The organism is Promicromonospora panici (assembly GCF_900608595.1).
Taxonomy (GTDB): domain Bacteria; phylum Actinomycetota; class Actinomycetes; order Actinomycetales; family Cellulomonadaceae; genus Promicromonospora; species Promicromonospora panici.
Genome location: NZ_UWYY01000011.1, coordinates 30,327 through 48,711 on the forward strand (window position 1 = coordinate 30,327; position 18,385 = coordinate 48,711).

Genomic DNA, 18,385 nt, shown 5'->3' on the forward strand with positions numbered 1-18,385 from the left:
CGGAGGGGGGAACCGCCATGCCTGCACGTATGCCTGCACCGGCATCAGGAACGCTGATGCGAGAGCTTGACCATGACTGGGCCGACCTGGTCCGCACGCGGTCGTTCGCGATGGAGATCGCTCGTCTCGTCGGACGTTTCCCGCAGCTCGCCGGACTGCGTACGGGTGGCACCGTGCAGCTCGCCCCCGACGACGCCGACAGGGTGCTGTACGCGCTCATCGTCGAGCACGCGAGCGGCAGCTTCGCCGCCGGCCGTGCGGTGCTGCAGTGCATGCTCCCCGCGGTGCGCACCATCGTCCGCCGGTCACGCCGCCACTATCCCGACGTGCAGGACCTCGAGCAGGAGGCCGCCGCGGCGATGTGGGACGCGATCACCCACTACGACCTCGAGCGCAGCAGCCGGGTCGCGATGCGGCTGCAGGGGCACACCCTGACGCGCGTCGTCGGCGACCGGGCGCCGCATGCACGAGGTGGCCGGGCCAGCCGCGGACCCCGGGTGGCGGAGATCCCCACCGACACGGACACACTGGCCGTCCTCGAGCGGCCGACGACGCCCGAGCCCGGACCCGACGCGGTCTACTCGCTCGCGAGCATGTCGCTCGGCACCACTGGCGAGGTCCTCGACGTCATCGCGTGGGGACTCGACAAGGGCGTCCTGACGCAGGACGAGTCAGCTCTTCTGGCGCGGCTGTACGCGCCGGACCCCGATCTCCCGGAGTACGCCGAGCTCGGCTCGGGTCGCGGGAACTATCAGCGGCGGGTGGCCCACGAGCTGGGCATCTCGCACGCAGCCTTGCGCCAGCGGGCGAGTCGCGCAGTGCGACGGCTGGCGGAAGCCGTTCAGTCCGGTGGTCTGTCTGGGGGACAGCCGGGCGAACGGGACGGTGAGGGGTGACGACGACCGACAGGCTGAGCACTGGGGGGTGCGTGAAGCCCTGAAGTTGTCCGAAGTCCGCCTCATCGCGAGAGGGCCCCACCGCCAGCGGGGCCCTCTCGTTCTGTCCGCACACCGCTGCGCGCCGACGTGCCTCCCTCGCACACAGCAAACGTAAAGACCGCCCCCACGGTTTGTCCGGACACCCCGTGGTGCGGGAGGCTTTTCTCACGGGCTGACCTGCGAAGTCAACACCACGGTTGTGGTTCTGGCGTGTAAGGGTCAGATCGTTTGAGGGTCACTCAATATTCAAGTCATCTCCACAACTTTGAAGTCTCCTTGACCTAGCGGGCATCCTGAACCCTGATTAGCGTTCAACCTGCCGGGTCCGCCCGTGTGGTCGAGGATTACCTGCGGTGACACCACGCAGGGACTACCTCGCACGCACGGGCAGGAGCACGGTGGAGACAGGCGCACACATGGGAACCTCGACGGGTCCCGCACCGGGAGAACCCGAGGCGGACTCCGCCGGCGGGCCCGGAGGAGACGGCACGGTGAGCAGTGGCACGAAGGTCGCGAACCAGGATCAGCACGCCCGGTCCGCGACGAGACCCCAGCGACCCGCGCCCCCCGGGCCGCTCAAACCGACGCGCGCCCGACGCCGTCCTGCGCTCATCGCCCTGGGTCTCGCGCTCGTGGCGCTGAGCGTGCTCGCCGTTGTTTATCTGACCACCATGCTCGGTCAGACCTTCCGGGTTCTCGCGGTGGCCCAGGAGATTCCACGCGGCACCGTGATCGAGGCGGGAGACCTCACGGTCGCCGAGCTGCCCACAGGCCCGAGCGCGCTGGAGTCGATCTCCGCCGACGAGCTCGATCTGATGGTCGGCAAGATCGCCGCCACCGACCTCAGCCCGGGGCAGCTCCTGACGGAAGCCAACGCCGTGGACGAGCTCGGCCCGCCCACCGGTCAGTCGATCGTGGGCGTGGCACTCGCGCCCAGCCAGATGCCGATCACCGCCCTGCGGCCCGGTGACGCGGTACGCGTGGTCGAGACGCCGGCGACCGGCGGGGAACCGCCGACCGAGGCACCGTTCAGCATCGCCGCCACAGTGATCCGCTCCGAGCCGTCGCCACTCGGCGACCAGATGGTCGTCGACGTGCAGGTCACGTCGAACAACGCCGCGGCGCTCGCGGCCCGCGCCGCGACCGGTCGCGTCGCGATCGTGATCGACGCCGTCGGGGCGGGGTGATTCGCGTGGCCCTCGTTGCCCTCGCCAATGCGAAGGGTTCGCCGGGAACCACGACGGCGGCTCTCGTGCTGGCGCTCCAGTGGCCCCGGCCGGTGCTCCTCGTCGAGGCCGACCTCGCGGGATCGTCGATCCTCGCCGGGTACTTCCGCGGACAGCTCCCGCACGACCGCGGCCTGCAGCCGCTCGCCATCGCGCACTCGCACGGCGACCTCGAAGCCTCGTTCTGGGAGCAGACCATTCCGCTCGTTCGAAACGATCCGGACAAGAAGCTGCTGCCCGGCATCGTCAGCCCGCACACCGCCCCAGCGGTCGCGAACCTGTGGGGGCCGCTCGCCAACCAGCTCGTGGCGCTCGAGCGCGGCGGCATCGACGTCCTCGTCGACCTCGGCCGGCTCGGTACGGGCGGCGCCGTCCGTGAGGACCGCGAGCCGATAGTCCGGCTGGCGGACCAGGTGCTGATCACCACCGGTTCGCGCCTGCCCGACATCGCCGTGACGCGCGAGCTCGTCAAGTCCCGGACGTCGGTCGTCGACGCCGCTGCGCGCGAGCTCACCAACCTCACCGCTTTGACCGTCGGGCCCGGACGGCCGTACGACGCCAACGAGATCGCCCGCACGCTCGGCCTCGGGACCTTGGGTTCGCTGGCCTGGGACCCCGTGAACGCGGAGGTTCTGTCGGTGGGGGCGCCCGCGGGGCGCCGGTACTCGACGTCACCGCTGGTGCGGTCGGCCGGCCCGGTGATCTCGCGCCTCCAGGACCGTACCGAGAGGCGGCGTGCCCGGTTCTCGACCGGCCCACGCGAGCCCAGCCGTGGCACGGGCCCACGGCGTCCGCCCGAGCAGTGGGGCGCCGACGGCGGCGCGCGCACCGTGCAGGCCGGACCATGGCGCGGCGACGGCAGGGGAGAGGCATGAGCACACCGGAGTTCCCCGACCTGTCCTCCCTACCGATCTTCCACGAGTCGGACGCCCAGGCACCCGCACCTCCGCAGCGCACTCCCGGCGGCGGGACCGGCCCGGACCGGCGGTCGGCAACGGCGCAGCACAGCCAGGTCGCTCCGGTCGAGCAGGGCAACGGCGCGGCGCGCACCGCCCGTCCCGGCGGGCCCGGGAGGAGCGGCGGCGCGTCGTCGGGCAGCGGCACCTCACCGTGGGTGGGGGCCGTGGCCCGGGCCGGGCGGGAGTACCACGGGCAGCCCGGCAACCCGCGGCTGCGCGACTCCGAGTTCTGGCGTCAGGTCAACAGCCTGCGCGGTGAGGTCTCCTCGCGGCTGACGACGGCGCTCGCCACGCGCGAGCTGGACGAGGAGCAGCGCGAGGCGCTGGGCCAGGAGCTCATCCAGCAGGTGGTGCGCGACCACAACGATGCCCTGCTCTCCGGCGGCCAACGGAACTGGACCACGGAGTACCAGGTAGAGGTCACGCGCGCGCTGTTCGACGCGCTGTTCCGGCTCGGCCGGCTGCAGCCGCTCATCGACACACCGGACGTGGAGAACATCGAGATCACGGGCACCGCACCCGTGCTCATGCTGATGGGCGACGGCCGCCGGGCGTACGCGGAACCGATCGCTGACTCCGACGCCGAGCTCATCGACTTCCTGCAGTTCCTCGCGGCGCGCGATCCCGCCAACGAGCGGTCGTTCACCCGCGCCAACCCGTTCCTCAACCTGGACCTGCCCGGCCGGGTGCGGCTCGCCGCCGTCGGCTGGGTGGTGCCGTGGCCGCGCGTGACCATCCGGCTGCAGCGCCTGCAGTCGGTGGACCTGGAGCTGCTGCGCCGCAACCACACCGTCGACACGGTGCTGGCCGAGTTCCTCACGGCGGCGGTCCGGGCGCGCAAGTCGATAGTCGTTTCGGGGCAGGGTCAAGGATCTGGAAAAACCACCCTATTGCGGGCACTCTGCGCGAGCCTTGATGCCTGGGAATCCATCGCCACCATCGAGACCGACTACGAGCTCTACCTGCACCTCGAGCCCGAGAAGCACAAGCGGGTGGTCGCGCTCCGCACGCGCGAGGGCTCCGGCGAGATGAACACGTCGGGCCGCCGAGTGGGCGAGATCAACACGAACGTCAACGTGTACGAGTCGCTGCGGCACAACATCTCCCGCGTCATCGTGGGCGAGGTGCGCGGGCCCGAGATCGTGTCCATGTTCCAGGCGATGCAGATGGGCAACGGCTCGCTGTCGACGGTGCACGCCGACGGCGCGCGCGACGTCGTCGAACGACTGGTCGGCATGGCCGTGCAGGACTCCACGCTCTCCGAGACCTACGCCTACCGGCAGGTGGCGCAGTCGGTCGACCTCATCGTCTTCCTCCGGGTCGACGCCGAGGGCGACGGCCGCCGCCACCGGTACGTCTCCGAGGTGATCGAGGTGACGCGTGGCGAGGCCGGCAACCCGGTGGCGATCACCGACGTGTTCGAGCCGGGTCCGGACGGCCGCGCGGTACCGAAGACGACACCGTCCTTCCTCGGCGACCTGGAGGCGGTGGGCTTCGACGCGAGCCTGCTGAACTACCGGGACGGGCTCTGGGGGCACGCGTGACCATGCTGATCGCGGTGCTGACCGGGCTCGGTCTGGGCCTCGGGGTGTGGTTCGTCGTCGTCGGCGCGCAGAAGCACGAGCCGACGCCGAAGCCCGCGCGGACCACCCCGCCGTTCCACGGGCTGCTCCGGCTGCTCGGGCTGACCAAGGGCGGGCCGCTGTACGCCCAGCGCAAGCTGCTGGGGATCGGCGCGGCTGCGGGTCTGGTGATCGGGATCGTGACCGGCTGGTGGTCGCTCATCCTGATCGTCCCGGTGCTGATCGTGGGGCTGCCCTCGCTGTTCCGCACGACCACGCAGTCCAACGAGGTCGAGAAGCTGACCGACCTGACCGCCTGGGTGCGGTCGCTGATCGGCGTGCTGTCCGGCGGAGCCGTCGGTTTGGAGCAGGGAATAGCGGCAACCCTGCACAGCGCGGCGCCGTCCGTACGGCCGTCGCTCGCCCGGCTCGTGGCGCGCCTGGAGGCCCGCCAGCCGATCAAGCCAGCGCTGTACCGGTGGGCGGAGGAGATGGACGACACTAGCGCGGACATGATCGCCTCGGCGATGATCCTCGAGTCCGACAACCGCACCGGCGCCGTGGCTCCCGCGCTCCGGCAGCTCGCCGAGTCCCTGTCGGCGCAGGCCAAGGCGCGGCGCGAGATCGAGACCGAGCGCGCGACCGGCCGCGCGACCGTGCGCTGGGTGACGATCGTGACGCTCGTGGTGCTGGCCGCCACGGCGATGTCCGGGTACCTCAGCGGGTACGACTCGCCGCTCGGCCAGGTCGTCGCGGTGGTCCTGTTCTGCGCGTACGTCGTCTGCCTGCTGTGGATGCGCAAGATCAGCCTCGGGCAGCCGATCCCCCGGTTCCTGCCCGACGAGCGGGAGGCCTGACATGTGGCCCTGGGCAGTCGGCAGCGGCCTGGTAGCCGGGCTCGGCCTGTTCCTCGTGGTGCGCGAGCTGCTGCCGTCGACGCCGCGGCTCCAGTCCGCGCTGGACCGGCTGAGCGGTGACGACAAGGTAGAGCCCATCACCGTGTCCGACGGCGGTGAGCTCACCGCCACGCAGCGGTACACCCAGGTGTTCGGGGCGTGGGCGCAGCGCCGGCTGCCCGTCGCGGTGCTGGGCCGAGGGGGACCGACCCGCGCGGACCTCGACCTCATCGGCAAGACCGCCACGGATCACTACGGAGAGAAGGCCCTTGGCACGGTGATCGTGCTGGTGGCGGTGCCGTTCCTCGGGCTGTGCGTGGGGCTGCTGAACCTGGGCATGCCGGTGTCGGTGCCGCTCGGGGTGGCGCTCGTGTTCGCCCTGGGCGCCTGGTTCCTGCCCGACCTCGACGCGAAGGCCAAGGCCAAACGCGCCCGCCAGGAGTTCTCCCGGGCCGTGTCGACGTACCTGGAGCTGCTGGCGATCGAGCGCATCTCCGGAGCTGGCGCCACACAGGCGACGTTCGCCGCGGCGCAGGTCGCCGGGTCGTGGCCGTTCCGGCGGATCGCGGCGGCTCTCGAACGCAGCAGGTGGGAGGGGCAGGCGCCCTGGGTGGCGCTGCGGGAGCTCGGCGAGGAGGTCGAGGTGGACGCGCTCGGCGAGGTCGCCTCCATCGTGGAGCTCGCGGGCACCCAGGGCTCGGCCATCCACGACCAGCTGCAGTCCAAGGCGGCGGCGATGCGCGACGCGCAGCTCGACGTCGAGCAGCAGCTGGCTCACGACGCGACGGTGCGCATGACGGTGCCGGGAACTATGACAGTTTTTGTGTACTTTTTGATGCTCATATTTCCCATCGGGGTCACAATGTTTCAGACTGCGCCCTGAACCGGCCCACCTCCAGTGGCACCCCGGTGTCACACGAGCCGCTTCTTACCCATTTGTTGAAGTCGACAGCACCCCAGGAGTCAACATGAACCAGCACCTGAGCCAGGGCCGGTCGGCGGCGTCGCGCGCCGCCGCACGAGCGTCGTTGCGCGTGGCTGCGGCGCGCGGTCACGTCGACACCCTGAACACCCGCTTCGCCGAACGCTCGGCCGAGCTCCGACGTCGGCTGGCCGCAGGGCGCGACGGCGAGCCAGACGACGCCGGTCTGGAGTCCATCGAGGTGGTCGTGCTTTCCGTGGTGGGACTCGGCATCGCCATCGCGCTCGGAGCCGCGATCCGCGCGCTCGTCCAGCAGTACATGGGCCAGCTCGGTGGCGGCGGTGGCGGCGGGGGCAACGGGTAGAGCTATGGACGAACGCGGCGCCGCCTCCATCCAGACCGTCCTGACGTACCCGATAGTCCTGATGCTCATCTTCGGGATGGTGCAGGGGGTGCTCTACTTCCACGCGCAGAACACCGCCCAGTCGGTGGCCAACGGCGCCGTCCAGGCCGCGCGTGTCGAGGGCGGCAGCGTGGACTCGGGATACGCGGAGGCGGCCTCGCGCCTCGCTCGCGGGGGCGACGCGTTCGCGTCGGTCGACGTGTCGGTGACGCGTGGGGAAGAGATGGCCACCGCTCGGGTGGTCGGGCTGGCGCCGTCGATCGTGCCGGGGTTCCGGGGGTTGCGGGTGGAGCAGTCCGCCACCGGGCCGGTGGAGCGGTTCACGTCGGGGGCGGGCTGATGAGCAGCGGCCACGATCGTTCCGAGAACGGCAACGTCGCCATCAACACCGCCGTCGTGTTCCCCATGCTGTTGCTCATCGGGCTGCTGCTGGTGATGGCGGGGCGGCTGGTGCTGGCCGAGGGCGTGGTGCAGTCGGCGGCGAACGAGGCCGCGCGGGCGGCGTCGATCAGCCGGACGGCGACTGTCGCGGGCGCGCAGGCGACGTCGACCGCTACGTCGACGCTGCTGAACTCCGGGGTGCGCTGTGCGCAGACATCGGTCATACCGACGACCGACGCGTTCACCCTGCCGCTCGGGACCGTCGGGACCATCACCGTGCGGGTGGACTGCGTGGTGTCGCTGAGCGACCTCGGCTTGCCGGGCGCGCCCGGCTCGCGGACGATCAGCGCGACGGGGACGTCGGTGCTCGACGCCTATCGGGGGCGGTCATGACCAGGGGGGCTGGGCGGATGCGGGTGCTGCGTGGGCGGACGGCGGGGTCGCCGTCGCGCGTCCGGGAGGTGCGGGAGCGGGGCGAGGTCAACATCCTCGCGGCGGGCATGGTGCCCGCGCTCATCATCGCCATCGGCCTGGTGGTCGACGGCGGCGGGCGGCTGCACGCCGAGGACGAGGCCGAGTACGCCGCCGACCAGGCCGCGCGGGCCGCCGCGCAACAGATCCGGATCGATCGCGCGCAGCTGGGACTGCCCCCTGAGGTGGATCCCGCGCGCGCGACACAGGCTGCCGCCGACACCCTCGGCGCGCTGGATGTGCAGGGCGGCGTGACGGCCGTCAACGGCGCCACCGTCAACGTGGGTACACAGGTCACCTACGAGACCACGTTCCTCACGTTGATCGGAATCAGCTCGCTCACTGTCACGGCGGACGCCGAGGCGCGAGCAGTCCGCGGGATAGGACAGGAGGAATCCTGATGAGCACCTCGACAGTCCAGGGCCGTGCGGTGACCGGTGAGCCGGGTGGACCGCAGCGGGGCACGGGCGCACGCGTGGTGAGAGGACTGGGCGCGGCGTTGTTGCTGGTCGCGCTCGTCGTCGGGATCCCGGTCGGCCTGTGGATACTCGGCGGGCCGGTGTGGACCGGCCCCGTCAGCCTGAACCGGATCATCTCGACGCTGAGCAGTCCCGACGTGACGGGATCCGTGCTCCTCGGGCTGGTCAAGATCGTGGGCTGGATCGGGTGGCTGACGTTCGCCATCGCCGTGGTGATCGAGGTGGTCGCGGCGCTGCGCGGCCGGCATTCGCCGCACGTGCGCGGGCTCGGGGCGCAGCAGCGTGCCGCGGCGGTGCTCGTCGGAGCGGTGATCACGATGCTGGTCGCGGCGCCGTCGGTGGCGCCCGCGATGGCGGCGCCGTCGCCGGTCGAGGCCGGCCGGACCGGGACGGTGGCGACCGCGCCGGTCGCCTCGGATGCCGCCGCGCCGTCCGGTGTCTCCGGCGCTACCGACAAGGTGGGCGGCCACGCCCGCGCGGACGAGGCGCCGTCGGCCACCTATACGGTGCAGCCGGGCGACTCCCTGTGGCGGATCGCCGAGCAGACGCTGGGTGACGGCGCGCGGTTCAAGCAGATCGCCGACCTCAACTACGGCGTCCCCCAGGCGGACGGCAATGCGCTCGACGCCGGCCACTGGATCGAGCCGGGCTGGGTCCTACGGCTGCCGGTGGAGGCATCGGGCGCTTCGGTGGAGACCGACGTCGCGGCGACCTCGACAGGCGCGGACGAGGACGATCCCGTAGGGATCGCGCCGTCGAAGGCCCCGACCGACGACGAGGCCGACCCGGACGACTCGGACGGCACGGTGGACGTGCGGAACCGTGGGGCGGCGCCGGAGTCGGCCGAGGTGATCGTCGAGTCGGGCGACACCTTGTGGGGCATCGCCGAGGAGGAGCTCGGCGACGGGACCAAGTATCCGGAGGTCTTCGAGGCGTCGCGCGCCACGGAGCAGCCGGGCGGGGCCCGGCTCACCGATCCCGACTACATCCTGCCGGGCTGGACCGTGACGGTCCCCGGGGCGGGGGAGCCGACGTCGGGCGGCGGGGGCGAGGGCTCGCGCACCGATGATGCGGCGCAGCGCTCACCGGGTGCGGACGAGTCGGCGGACGAGCCGTCCCAGTCGGCCGGGCCGGACGCTTCGGACGAGTCGACCGAGACGACGCCGGAGGACGCCGACGCCGGGCAGCCCGACGCTTCGGAGTCCGCGGCAGCGGCTGCGGGCGCGGCCGGAAAGCCAGACCGCTCGGCGCCGGAGGACTCGGCTCCCGAGGAGCAGGCGCCGGAGCAGACGGCGCCGTCGGCCGAGGTGACGCCCGAGGGCGCCGTCGAGGTCGAGCCGGACGACATCGACGAGCCGGGTGGCGCGGGCAACGACGTCGTGGAGCGCACGCCGTCGGGTGAGCAGCCTTCCGGCGAGCAGCCGGCCGGGGAGGCGCCTGCGGCGCCGGAGCCGAACCGGGTGGCGCAGAACGCACAGCCCAAGGAGCTCTCCGACCGGGACGGCGCGGGACAGGGCGGCGGCGAGCGGGAGGGGACCGGTCTGCCCGACCCCGCCGACGTCGGGAGCGGGAGTGCCGGTCTCGGCGGGCGCGACGCCGAGGATCCTGCCGACAAGGAGCCCGCCCCCGAGGAGACCGCGGAGGGCAACCTCGTCCCGCAGGCTCCGCCCGCACCACGGGAGACTCCCGGGCCGCAGTACGACGAGGTCACGCCCGAGGACCTCCGGAACGACCCGAACCTCGAGCCGAACGAGTCGGCGCGGCAGGACGGTTCGCCCAGGGAGACGATTCCGGGCGAGGGGCTGATCGCCGACGAGCTCATGCCGCAGGACGAGCCGGAGCAGCCCGCCGAGGAGACGTCGTCCGGCAGCGGCACGACGTGGGGCGGCGACCCGGCGTCGGACAGCGTGGTGGAGAACGGTGCGGAAGGACTGACCGGGGACCCCGCGGAGATCCTGCCGGACTCCGATGTGACCGCGACGTCCGGCGGAGCGGTGACCGAGGAGGTCCTGCCCGACGAGATGTCCGGGGACGAGCCGGTCGCCGGAGAGCGGGTGCCGGAGGTCGCCGTCGAGTCGTCCCCACCCGTGGTGGCGCCGGTCGAGTCCGCGTCCGGCGCGGGGTCCGCGCCCGTCGACGTGGCGGGCGCGACCACGGCTGCCACCGCAGCGGCCGGTACGACGGCTGGCGGTGCGTCGTTGCTGGACTCCGCGACCGACGTCGTCTCCGACGTGGTCGACGACCTCGACGAGTCGGTCGGCGTCCGGACCGCGGCCGGCGTCGGCGGACTGCTCGCCGCCGGGCTGCTCGCGCTGGTGGCCGTGAAGCGGCGCCGCGCGCGCAAGGGCCGGGTGCCCGGTGAGACCGTCGTCGTGCCCGGGCCCGAGACCCCGGCAGGCGCACTCGAGCGTGACCTGCACACCGTCGAGGACCCGTTCGGGCGCGACCAGGTCGACCGCGCCCTGCGCACCCTCGCGCAGTGGCACCGCGAGCGTGGCCTGCCGCTGCCCGGGGTGCGCGTCGCACGGCTCAAGAGCGGCGAGTTCGTCGAGCTCTACCTCGACCGCCCCGCCGACCTGCCCGAGCCCTGGGCCAGCACCACCGACCGGTTCGTCTGGCAGCTCGCGGCGGCCGATGCCGATGCGGCGTCGCGGGTCGGTTCCGGGGAGGCCGCCGACACCGATGGCGAGGCCCCCTACCCGGCCCTCGTCACCGTCGGCCACGACGACGAGGACACGCACCTCATGCTCGACCTCGAGAACCTCGCGTGCCTCGACATCCGCGGCTCGGACGCCGCGGCGCAGGCCACGCTCGCGGCGCTCGCGATCGAGCTGGCCACCAGCCTCTGGGCGGACGACCTGCAGGTGACCGTGGTCGGCACCCTCGGCGAGCTGCCGGGCGTCGTCGACACGGGCAGGGTCCGGCACGTGCCCAGCCTGGCGGGGATCATCCGCGAGCTGGAGGCGCGCGCCGCCGACGTCGACCGCACGCTCGCCCAGGTCGGCGCCACGTCCGTCACGGATGCGCGCGGCCGCGGTCTGGCGACCGATGCCTGGACCCCCGAGATTCTCCTCGTGGGGGAGCGGTTAGGCCTGGTCGAGCGCACCAAGCTGGAGGGCCTGGTCGAGCGGGTGCCCGGCGTCGGCATTGCCGCCGTGACCTCCAGCGCCGAGGTCGGCGACTGGGTCCTCGACCTCACCGGCGAGCTCACCAACGGCGACACCGCCCGCGGCATCCTCATGCCGGCCTATATCGCCGTGCGGCCGCAACAGCTCGACGCCGCCACCTACGCCCAAGCCCTGGCCCTGCTGGCCGACCCCGAGACCGCACCCGGCCCCGCCTGGAGCCGCTCGATCAACCGCGCCGAACCGACGCTGGAGGAGATCCCCATGGATGTTGTCCGCGCTGGTGCCGCGGATTCCGACGTCGCGGTCGGCGAAGGGGCGGGCCTCGCGCCGTCGCCGGGTTACGCGACGGGGACGGCGGGCGGACAGACGACATCGGGCACGCGGTCCGGGAGCTTCGCTCCGTGGGCGAATGCGGCCGTGAGCGTGGCGACGCCGCCGCTGGGTACGCCGGTGGTCCCGGGGTCGGGTTCGCTGGTCGGGCCTGTCGAGACCGCTCAGCCCGTCGAGACCCCGCCGCCGGCCCAGCCCGAACCGCAGCCCGAGCGCCTCGCGGCCCCGGTCGTGCGGGTGCTGGGGAGCGTGGAGCTCGCCGGGACGAGCGGCGTCGAGCTGCCGTCCACGCACCAGCGTCAGGCCACCGAGCTGATCGCGTTCCTGGCGTTCAACCCGGGCTCGCGTGGGTCGGACATCTCGAAGGCACTGTGGCCGTCGCGCGAGCCGAACCTTGCGACGCGGCGCTCCGCGGTCTCGCGGGCGCGGCGCTGGCTCGGCACCGATGCGGGCGGCTACGAGTACCTGCCGCGCTACTGGTCCACCGACGACGGCGGCCAGGCCGACCTCGAGTCCGCCGGCTACCGCCTGCGCGGGGTCCGCACGGACTGGCACACGTTCTGCGATCTGGTCGGCCCGGACCTGTCGCAGACGCCGACGTCGGACCTGCTCGCCGCGCTCGACATGGTGCGCGGCCGGCCGTTCGAGGGAGTGCCGCTGCGCAAGTACGCGTGGGCGGAGCAGCTGATGCACACGATCTCGTCCGGGGTGGTGGACGTGTCCCACGAGGTGGCTCGCCGGGCGTTGCTGGATGGCGACTTCGCGATGGCGCGGCACGCCTCCCAGGTGGGGCGGCTTGCCGACCCGGTGGACGAGCGGTCGTGGCGCAACGGGATCCGCGCGGAGATCGCTTCCGGACGCCGGGACGCCGTCGGGCGGCTCGTCGACCGGCTGCGCGACCACCTGGAGCAGCTCGCGATGGAGCCCGAGCCGGACACCGAGGAGCTGCTGGCGCAGGTGGACGAGCAGGACCGCCGGCGCGCGGCGGATGCGGAGAGGACGCCGCGGGGCTGAGGCCGTCGCTGGTCGAGCTTGTCGGAGGGCATTCCCGCTCTCCGACAAGCTCGACCAGCGAAGCGGGCAGCAGGGCCTGTCAGTCCTGGGCGAAGGTCGGCGTGCCGTAGTCCTCGAACCAGTCGCGCGCCTCGTCGATGTCGTCGGTGAAGGTGCGGGACAGCAGCAGCATCAACCGGGCCTTCACGGGGGTGAGGTCTCCGCCGGCGATCACGCCGTCGCCGGTTCCGTACGAGCCGCCGGAGCCGGTGCGGGTCGTCGAGACGAACCAGACGCCGTCGGCTACCGCGGCCGAGCGGGCGGTGCCCATCGCGCGGGAGATGCCGCCCGCCCCGGTGCCCGCGGTGACGATGCCGGTCGCGCCGGCCTCGTGGAAGCCGGCGATCGCCTCGCCGCCAGCGCCCTGGTAGGACATAGCGATCTCGACCTTCGGCAGTTCCCCGGGTCCGACGTCGGACAGGTCGAAGGGTGTGTACCAGCGGCGGCTGTCGCAGTCGAGCACGCGGGCGGGCGCCCGGCCGAGCATGATGGTGTCGCCGTCGATCCAGCCGAGGACCCCGTACTCGCGCGACTGGAAGGTGTCCGTGCGGTACGAGCTGGTCTTGGTGACGTCGCGGGCAGCCTGGATCTCGTCGTTCAGCATGAGGACCGTGCCGAAGCAGTAGGTCTGCTGGGACGCCGCGATCTTGATCGCGTTGTAGAGGTTGGCGGGCGCGTCGGTGCCGAACACGAGGTCGGAGTCGGGTCCGTCGCCCGCGCCCCAGGGGCGCATGGAGCCCGACGTGATCACGGGCTTCTTGGACTGGACCGTCAGGTCGAGCCAGTACGCGAACTCTTCCTGCGTATCGGTCCCGGTGGTGACGACGACGGCGTCCGCGTTCTTGAGTGCGTTCTCGACCGTGAGCGTGAGCTCGTGGAACTGGGCGATCGTGTAGCCGGACGAGCCCGCGTTGCCGAACTGGATCGACGAGACGTCGGCGACGGAGTCGAGCTCCGGGCGCAGGGTGTCGAGCATGTCCTCCATGAGGTAGGTCCCGGCACGGTAGTTGGTGAAGGTGTCGCGGCCCGACGCCTTCCCGGCGATCGTGCCGCCCGTCGCGATGACGACCACCCTGGGCGTGCGGCTCTTCGGCGCCGTGGCCTGCTCGTACGCCGCGGACCGAATGCCGAGCGGGTTGGTCCCGGCGGCCTGGATGCTGACGTGCGCGGGCGCCCGGTCGGCGGCGATGTTCCAGCCGACGGCGCCGGCAAGCGTCGCCGTGCCGACGACGGCGGCCGTGGCGGCCGCGATGGTGCGCCTGGTCAGGGCGATGACTGTGGGCATGGGTTCTTCCCCTTCGGTCGGCTCGTCGCCGACGCTATGGGGCGGGAGTTTCGGTGGGATTGCCCGGGTGTTGACAGTTATCCACAGGACCCACTTTCCGGATCGCCTGGGCCGGGCTAGCGTCATTCTCGGCTGTTGCGGATACGCAACGGTGGGGCGTGAGCGGCAGGGGGACGCGGATGAGTGGCGCGACGATGCGCGTGGCGGGGTTGATCGTGGCGGTCGGCTTCGCGCTGTCTGGGTGTACTGGGTCGGCGCCTGATCCAGGCGTGACTGGGTCCCCGACTGGTGAGTCGACGCCGGTGGCGTCTGATTCCGCGAGCCCGACGCCGACGGGGCCGGCGAAGCCGGAGCGGCCTGAGGCGATGAAGCGGGACGACGCGAAGGGGGCGGCGGCTGCGGCGGAGTACTTCATCGAGCTCTACCCGTATGTGATGGCGACGGGGGATACCGAGGAGTTCGAGGCGATGTCGCATCGGGCTTGCGGGTTCTGCGATGACGCGCTTGAACAGGCTAAGAGAATTCGAACACGCCATGAGACGTGGACTGGCGGTGAAATTCGCAGCGTCCTGCTCGAAACCTACGCGAGAGACGAGGTCACTGGCATATACCCGCTCGACTTCGAAGTCGAGCAGTCCGCAGCGCAGATCACCGATGCCGATGGTGTCACTGTTTTTGAGGGTGAAGATGAGCAGGCCACATACCGTGTGGAGCTCGGTTGGAAGAGCGGCGACTGGGTCGTTGTGGAGATCGCGTCTGGGCCGACCCCGTGAACGGCGCCAGCGCCCGTATCGGCACGACGATTGCGATCGTTGGGATATTCATCGCGGTCAGCTCACCCCTGTGGGCTCACGCAGACGACGGCTACGAGCAGTTCGGTGGAACTGCGCGCGGGCAGACGATATCCGTCGGTGCCGAACGCGCCGCTCCTAGGTCGGTGCAAGGAGGTAGCGCTGATTCCGGGTCGAATGTCTCGCCGGCGCGCCAGCCGCCGCCCGTCCGCCAATGGCGCGTGACCCCGGCCATGTGTTTCCTCCGAGACCTCGGCGGCGCTACTTCTTTCGCCGAGTCCTGCAACGAGGGCCACCAGCTCGCCTATGCCGGCATCGAGTGCGAGGAAAACGAGCGGGCTGTCGGTGCCCTGTTCGAGCAGCGCCGACAGGCAGGCGGATGGACGGACGCAGAAATGGTCGAGGAGGAGTCGTGCCTGGCCGAGCAACGGCAGCAAGTCGATATCCCTGTAGCCGCGGCACGAGCGTTCCAGGAGATGGAGATCGCGCCGTCGGAGGTGAATGTGCAACCGCCGGACGGCTGGACGTTGGTCAATGTCGACACGATCGCCTTCACTGAGAGCCAACCCCGCACAATGAGTACCAGTCTGTTCGGCATACCCGTAGAGATCCGGGCTCTGCCGACCAACTACTCGTGGGACTTCGGCGACGGATCGACTCCGTTGGTCACTACGGATCCTGGCGCGCCGTACCCGGCCCACACGGTTGCCCACGCCTACGCGAATCCGGGTGCGGCAACTATCTCGCTCACCACGACATGGCACGGCCAGTTCCGGTTGGCCGGCGAGCCGACCTGGCATGACGTGGCAGGCGAGGGAACCACGGTGTCGTCGTCGGACAGCCTGGAGATCCTGGAAGCGCGAGCGCGACTGGTGGAAGACCTGTACGGCGGCTGATTCCGAGGCGGATTCGCCACGCACACAGCGCCGCGCAATCAGGCTGTCTGGCTCCTGATAGCACTGGTGTCGATGCAGCGATCGATCAGCCCGGTCAGTTCCACTGAGAGCGGGAGCTCAGCCTGCTCGGCGGGACTGACGCCGTCGTAGAGTGTGATGGCGACGGGGCCCGGTTCCTGGTCGGCTGCGGCATCCGTGCAGAGCAGCACGCCCACGCTGGGGGCGTGGACCGTGGGCACGCGGACCAGGTCGTCAACGAGGTCAAGGGTGTAGCGAGCGCGGGCAACGAGGGCGGGGTCGAAGCGGCCGGCCCGGACCTGGATGGCGATGTACCGCATCTGGGTGACGTGGAAGAGCAAGAGGTCGACGGTGTAGTCGCGGGCGTCCTCGGTGATGGTCACGTGGCGGTCGACCAGGCACATGTGGCGAGGCGGCACGGCGAGCAGATCCTCGAGATGGTCCACGACGATGCCCGTGAAGGAGCGCCGGATCGAGTCGACGAGCTCTCCGACGACGTCCTCGAATCCCTCCGGTTGGAAGTCCTCGGTGCGCAGGAAGAAGCTCATGAATTGATCCTCGCGATTTCGCGCCCTGGAAAGCCGTCGGCACCGGGCCAGGCAACGACGCCGCCTGGAAACGCCGCCTCGAACCCGCGCTGAGCGGCCCGAACACGCGCCTTCAGGTCTGCGATGAACTGGTCGTAGCGTTCGGGTGCTGGCTCGGCCTCTGTGCTGGTGGAATCGCTCATAGCCCAAGCCTGTAGAGAGATCTCAGCATCCGCCACCCGAGTTGCGTATACGCAACGAAACCGCACAAGCTTCAGCCGGATCTGGGCGAGGTCATGACGAGTTCCTGGACCGTCGTTGTCCTACGTTGGCGGGATGTTGTGAATTATCACGGAAGCACCTTGCCGAGAAGACGGATATAGCGCACCCTTGCTTACGGCCGTGTTCACTGAGTTCTGCCCGAAGTTGAGGGAGTCGCCGGATGGTCTCGTCCGCCATCACGCCCACGCGCACCATCGCCGTCCTCATCGGGGTCGCAGTCATTGCGGTAGCCGGGTTCGCGGTCGTGCGTTCGGGAGTGTTCGAGCCGGAGACGGTCCAAGGAGCGATCCCCGGTCCGGGTTCGTCATCACCTTCGGCGTCGATCTCGGAGTCGGTGAGTCCTTCGGCGTCGCCGTCTCCGAAGGCGTCGCCCAAGCCGACGACGCCGGAGCAGATCAAGGCGAAGAACATCGCTGACGCGAAGGCGCGCCTCGTGGAGTACTACGAGACAACGGCGACCGTGGCGAACAACGGGTACAAGGACTGGGATACGGAACTCAGACCCTTCTGGGGACACCCAGCGCTGCGAGCTTCGCTTCGAGCTGTGTACACCGAATCGGCGGAGACCGGGGACTATACGACCGGCGCAGCATCGGTTGAGACAATGAACGTGACCAACTACAAGACATCAGACGTCGGGAACGAAGAGGTCCACCTCAACGCCTGCGTTGACTTTGGTGACGTGCGCACTTTTGCAGAGAACGGCGAGGAGACTCCGCGTAAGGCCGGTGCGCCCACTCGTTACACGTTCGACTACGTGATGCGCCACCAGGGGCCGGGGAGCTACTGGACACTGAACGAGCAGACGCCACACCCGGAGCAAGCATGCTGACCTCACCGGTGACACGGACGGTCGCGCGAGCCATGGCTGGGTCAGTGGCGACATTGGCGACCCTGCTAGTCATGCTTGTTCCCATACCAATGGCCGTTGCGGACGAATGCACCCCAGGGACAACGCCAGACGGGGTCATGATTCCGTGCGAAGACGACGCTGGCGGCGGAGGTGATGGTGACGGGGGCGATCCCGGCGGTGGTGGCAATGGACCACAAGTGTGTCGCGACCTTGGTGAGGTTGTCCCATGCAGCACTGAGTACGGCGGGTGGGACGGCGATTGCTATGTGCGGAATGCCAGCCCGCAACCACCTGCGGGCGACCCGGCCTGGGAAGGTCACGAACCGGGGGATGGGATCGTTCTTGAGTGCACCCCGCCAGACTGCGCAGAAGCGGGCGGTGACGTGAGGGCCTGCCAGGGCCACTCGTACTACTGGTCCGCTGATCCAGTTGCACCAGTTGGCCCTACTGCCGAGGAACTCGCTCAGCGCGCTGTCGCGGCGATGAACCTCACGATGGGTCAGATCGGTTCCACCCCACCGGCAACCACAAGCAACCCGAACGCGGTTGGCGCGATTGGCCTGCCGATTTGGCTGTGGATTGCGAACCGTGCTGAGAACACGATCGGCCCGATCGCGCGATCTGCGAGCGAGGGTGGACTTTCAGTCAGCGCGACGGGAACGCTCGACCGCGTCGAGTGGACCCTGACTTCAGCAAGCGGCACCACGATCGGTGCCATCACGTGCGATGGCCCCAACGCTCCGGGCACGCCGTACGACGGTCGCAACAGCGCGGAGCCGTCCCCAACCTGTGGATTTGGGGCCGACCTGAACAACAGCCCGGGCAGCCTAACTCTTACGGGCACGGCCTACTGGGTCGTCGAGTGGCAGAGCAGCGGCGGTCTGGGTGGCCAGATTCCCTTCACGTCACCGTCCAATAGCACCCAAATCCGTATCGGCGAGCTGCAGGCACTCGTGCAAGACTGACCGGCTCTCGCCGCTACCTC

Annotated in this window: 18 protein-coding genes; 15 read left to right on the forward strand and 3 right to left on the reverse strand. The window is 70.5% G+C overall.

All coding sequences use genetic code 11. The features are described from left to right. Positions 1 to 56 precede the first annotated feature (56 nt). From EW117_RS14030 to EW117_RS14080, 11 genes are all read left to right on the forward strand, one after another. The gene (locus EW117_RS14030; protein WP_165362691.1) at positions 57 to 896 is read left to right on the forward strand and encodes a sigma-70 family RNA polymerase sigma factor; all 840 of its coding nucleotides are present in this window, start codon (positions 57 to 59) and stop codon (positions 894 to 896) included. A gap of 533 nt (positions 897 to 1,429) precedes the next feature. After that, positions 1,430 to 2,125, forward strand: a complete 696-nt coding sequence (locus EW117_RS14035; protein ID WP_165362692.1) for an SAF domain-containing protein — start codon at positions 1,430 to 1,432, stop codon at positions 2,123 to 2,125. A 5-nt stretch (positions 2,126 to 2,130) separates the two neighbouring features. After that, a complete protein-coding gene (locus EW117_RS14040; RefSeq protein WP_129787351.1) occupies positions 2,131 to 3,039 on the forward strand; it encodes a CpaE/TadZ family protein in 909 nt (302 codons plus the stop codon). Further along, a complete protein-coding gene (locus EW117_RS14045; RefSeq protein ID WP_165362693.1) occupies positions 3,036 to 4,667 on the forward strand; it encodes a TadA family conjugal transfer-associated ATPase in 1,632 nt (543 codons plus the stop codon). Before EW117_RS14040 ends, EW117_RS14045 begins: the two co-directional genes overlap by 4 nt. Positions 4,668 to 4,669: 2 nt before the next feature. After that, the gene (locus EW117_RS14050) at positions 4,670 to 5,542 is read left to right on the forward strand and encodes a type II secretion system F family protein (RefSeq protein WP_242504304.1); all 873 of its coding nucleotides are present in this window, start codon (positions 4,670 to 4,672) and stop codon (positions 5,540 to 5,542) included. A 1-nt stretch (position 5,543) separates the two neighbouring features. After that, positions 5,544 to 6,464, forward strand: a complete 921-nt coding sequence (locus EW117_RS14055) for a hypothetical protein (protein ID WP_129787354.1) — start codon at positions 5,544 to 5,546, stop codon at positions 6,462 to 6,464. Between the two features lie 85 nt (positions 6,465 to 6,549). After that, positions 6,550 to 6,867: a hypothetical protein gene (locus tag EW117_RS14060; protein WP_129787355.1), complete on the forward strand. Its 318-nt coding sequence runs from the start codon at positions 6,550 to 6,552 to the stop codon at positions 6,865 to 6,867. Between the two features lie 4 nt (positions 6,868 to 6,871). Then, positions 6,872 to 7,246, forward strand: coding sequence for a TadE family protein (locus EW117_RS14065; RefSeq protein ID WP_129787356.1), 375 nt, complete (start codon positions 6,872 to 6,874; stop codon positions 7,244 to 7,246). Beyond that, positions 7,246 to 7,680, forward strand: coding sequence for a TadE/TadG family type IV pilus assembly protein (locus EW117_RS14070; protein WP_129787357.1), 435 nt, complete (start codon positions 7,246 to 7,248; stop codon positions 7,678 to 7,680). The genes EW117_RS14065 and EW117_RS14070 overlap by 1 nt, the downstream gene beginning before the upstream one ends. Further along, positions 7,677 to 8,159: a pilus assembly protein TadG-related protein gene (locus tag EW117_RS14075; RefSeq protein WP_129787358.1), complete on the forward strand. Its 483-nt coding sequence runs from the start codon at positions 7,677 to 7,679 to the stop codon at positions 8,157 to 8,159. The genes EW117_RS14070 and EW117_RS14075 overlap by 4 nt, the downstream gene beginning before the upstream one ends. Next, on the forward strand, positions 8,159 to 12,709 hold the full coding sequence (locus tag EW117_RS14080; protein ID WP_129787359.1) for an AfsR/SARP family transcriptional regulator: 4,551 nt from the start codon (positions 8,159 to 8,161) through the stop codon (positions 12,707 to 12,709). The genes EW117_RS14075 and EW117_RS14080 overlap by 1 nt, the downstream gene beginning before the upstream one ends. Before the next feature lie 79 nt (positions 12,710 to 12,788). On the opposite strand, the gene EW117_RS14085 is transcribed toward EW117_RS14080, so the two are convergent. Continuing rightward, positions 12,789 to 14,033 (reverse strand): asparaginase, encoded by a 1,245-nt coding sequence (locus EW117_RS14085; RefSeq protein ID WP_129787360.1) that lies wholly within the window; start codon positions 14,031 to 14,033, stop codon positions 12,789 to 12,791. 194 nt (positions 14,034 to 14,227) lie between these two features. Here EW117_RS14085 and EW117_RS14090 point away from each other — a divergent pair, with 194 nt between their 5' ends. Together EW117_RS14090 and EW117_RS14095 are read left to right on the forward strand one after the other, a co-directional pair. Continuing rightward, positions 14,228 to 14,806 carry a DUF6318 family protein gene (locus EW117_RS14090; RefSeq protein WP_277986466.1) on the forward strand — a complete coding sequence of 193 codons (579 nt, stop codon included), beginning with the start codon at positions 14,228 to 14,230 and terminating at the stop codon, positions 14,804 to 14,806. Continuing rightward, positions 14,803 to 15,720, forward strand: a complete 918-nt coding sequence (locus EW117_RS14095; protein ID WP_129787362.1) for a PKD domain-containing protein — start codon at positions 14,803 to 14,805, stop codon at positions 15,718 to 15,720. Before EW117_RS14090 ends, EW117_RS14095 begins: the two co-directional genes overlap by 4 nt. A gap of 38 nt (positions 15,721 to 15,758) precedes the next feature. Here EW117_RS14095 and EW117_RS14100 read toward each other — a convergent pair whose 3' ends face one another. After that, a complete protein-coding gene (locus tag EW117_RS14100) occupies positions 15,759 to 16,286 on the reverse strand; it encodes a PDDEXK nuclease domain-containing protein (RefSeq protein ID WP_129787363.1) in 528 nt (175 codons plus the stop codon). Continuing rightward, on the reverse strand, positions 16,283 to 16,468 hold the full coding sequence (locus tag EW117_RS14105) for a hypothetical protein (RefSeq protein WP_129787364.1): 186 nt from the start codon (positions 16,466 to 16,468) through the stop codon (positions 16,283 to 16,285). The genes EW117_RS14100 and EW117_RS14105 overlap by 4 nt, the downstream gene beginning before the upstream one ends. 239 nt (positions 16,469 to 16,707) lie before the next feature. Here EW117_RS14105 and EW117_RS14110 point away from each other — a divergent pair, with 239 nt between their 5' ends. After that, a complete protein-coding gene (locus EW117_RS14110) occupies positions 16,708 to 17,379 on the forward strand; it encodes a hypothetical protein (protein ID WP_129787365.1) in 672 nt (223 codons plus the stop codon). Between the two features lie 503 nt (positions 17,380 to 17,882). Then, positions 17,883 to 18,365, forward strand: coding sequence for a hypothetical protein (locus EW117_RS14115; protein WP_129787366.1), 483 nt, complete (start codon positions 17,883 to 17,885; stop codon positions 18,363 to 18,365). The last annotated feature ends 20 nt before the right edge of the window (positions 18,366 to 18,385 follow it).

Bases quoted from the DNA above. Each gene is read 5' to 3' on its own strand.
- EW117_RS14115 (WP_129787366.1), top strand. From the start codon at position 17,883: ATGAACCTCACGATGGGTCAGATCGGTTCCACCCCACCGGCAACCACA.
- EW117_RS14105 (WP_129787364.1), bottom strand. From the start codon at position 16,468: ATGAGCGATTCCACCAGCACAGAGGCCGAGCCAGCACCCGAACGCTAC.
- EW117_RS14065 (WP_129787356.1), top strand. From the start codon at position 6,872: ATGGACGAACGCGGCGCCGCCTCCATCCAGACCGTCCTGACGTACCCG.
- EW117_RS14030 (WP_165362691.1), top strand. From the start codon at position 57: ATGCGAGAGCTTGACCATGACTGGGCCGACCTGGTCCGCACGCGGTCG.
- EW117_RS14085 (WP_129787360.1), bottom strand. From the start codon at position 14,033: ATGCCCACAGTCATCGCCCTGACCAGGCGCACCATCGCGGCCGCCACG.
- EW117_RS14055 (WP_129787354.1), top strand. From the start codon at position 5,544: ATGTGGCCCTGGGCAGTCGGCAGCGGCCTGGTAGCCGGGCTCGGCCTG.
- EW117_RS14075 (WP_129787358.1), top strand. From the start codon at position 7,677: ATGACCAGGGGGGCTGGGCGGATGCGGGTGCTGCGTGGGCGGACGGCG.
- EW117_RS14050 (WP_242504304.1), top strand. From the start codon at position 4,670: ATGCTGATCGCGGTGCTGACCGGGCTCGGTCTGGGCCTCGGGGTGTGG.
- EW117_RS14090 (WP_277986466.1), top strand. From the start codon at position 14,228: ATGCGCGTGGCGGGGTTGATCGTGGCGGTCGGCTTCGCGCTGTCTGGG.
- EW117_RS14060 (WP_129787355.1), top strand. From the start codon at position 6,550: ATGAACCAGCACCTGAGCCAGGGCCGGTCGGCGGCGTCGCGCGCCGCC.
- EW117_RS14110 (WP_129787365.1), top strand. From the start codon at position 16,708: ATGGTCTCGTCCGCCATCACGCCCACGCGCACCATCGCCGTCCTCATC.
- EW117_RS14045 (WP_165362693.1), top strand. From the start codon at position 3,036: ATGAGCACACCGGAGTTCCCCGACCTGTCCTCCCTACCGATCTTCCAC.
- EW117_RS14100 (WP_129787363.1), bottom strand. From the start codon at position 16,286: ATGAGCTTCTTCCTGCGCACCGAGGACTTCCAACCGGAGGGATTCGAG.
- EW117_RS14080 (WP_129787359.1), top strand. From the start codon at position 8,159: ATGAGCACCTCGACAGTCCAGGGCCGTGCGGTGACCGGTGAGCCGGGT.
- EW117_RS14070 (WP_129787357.1), top strand. From the start codon at position 7,246: ATGAGCAGCGGCCACGATCGTTCCGAGAACGGCAACGTCGCCATCAAC.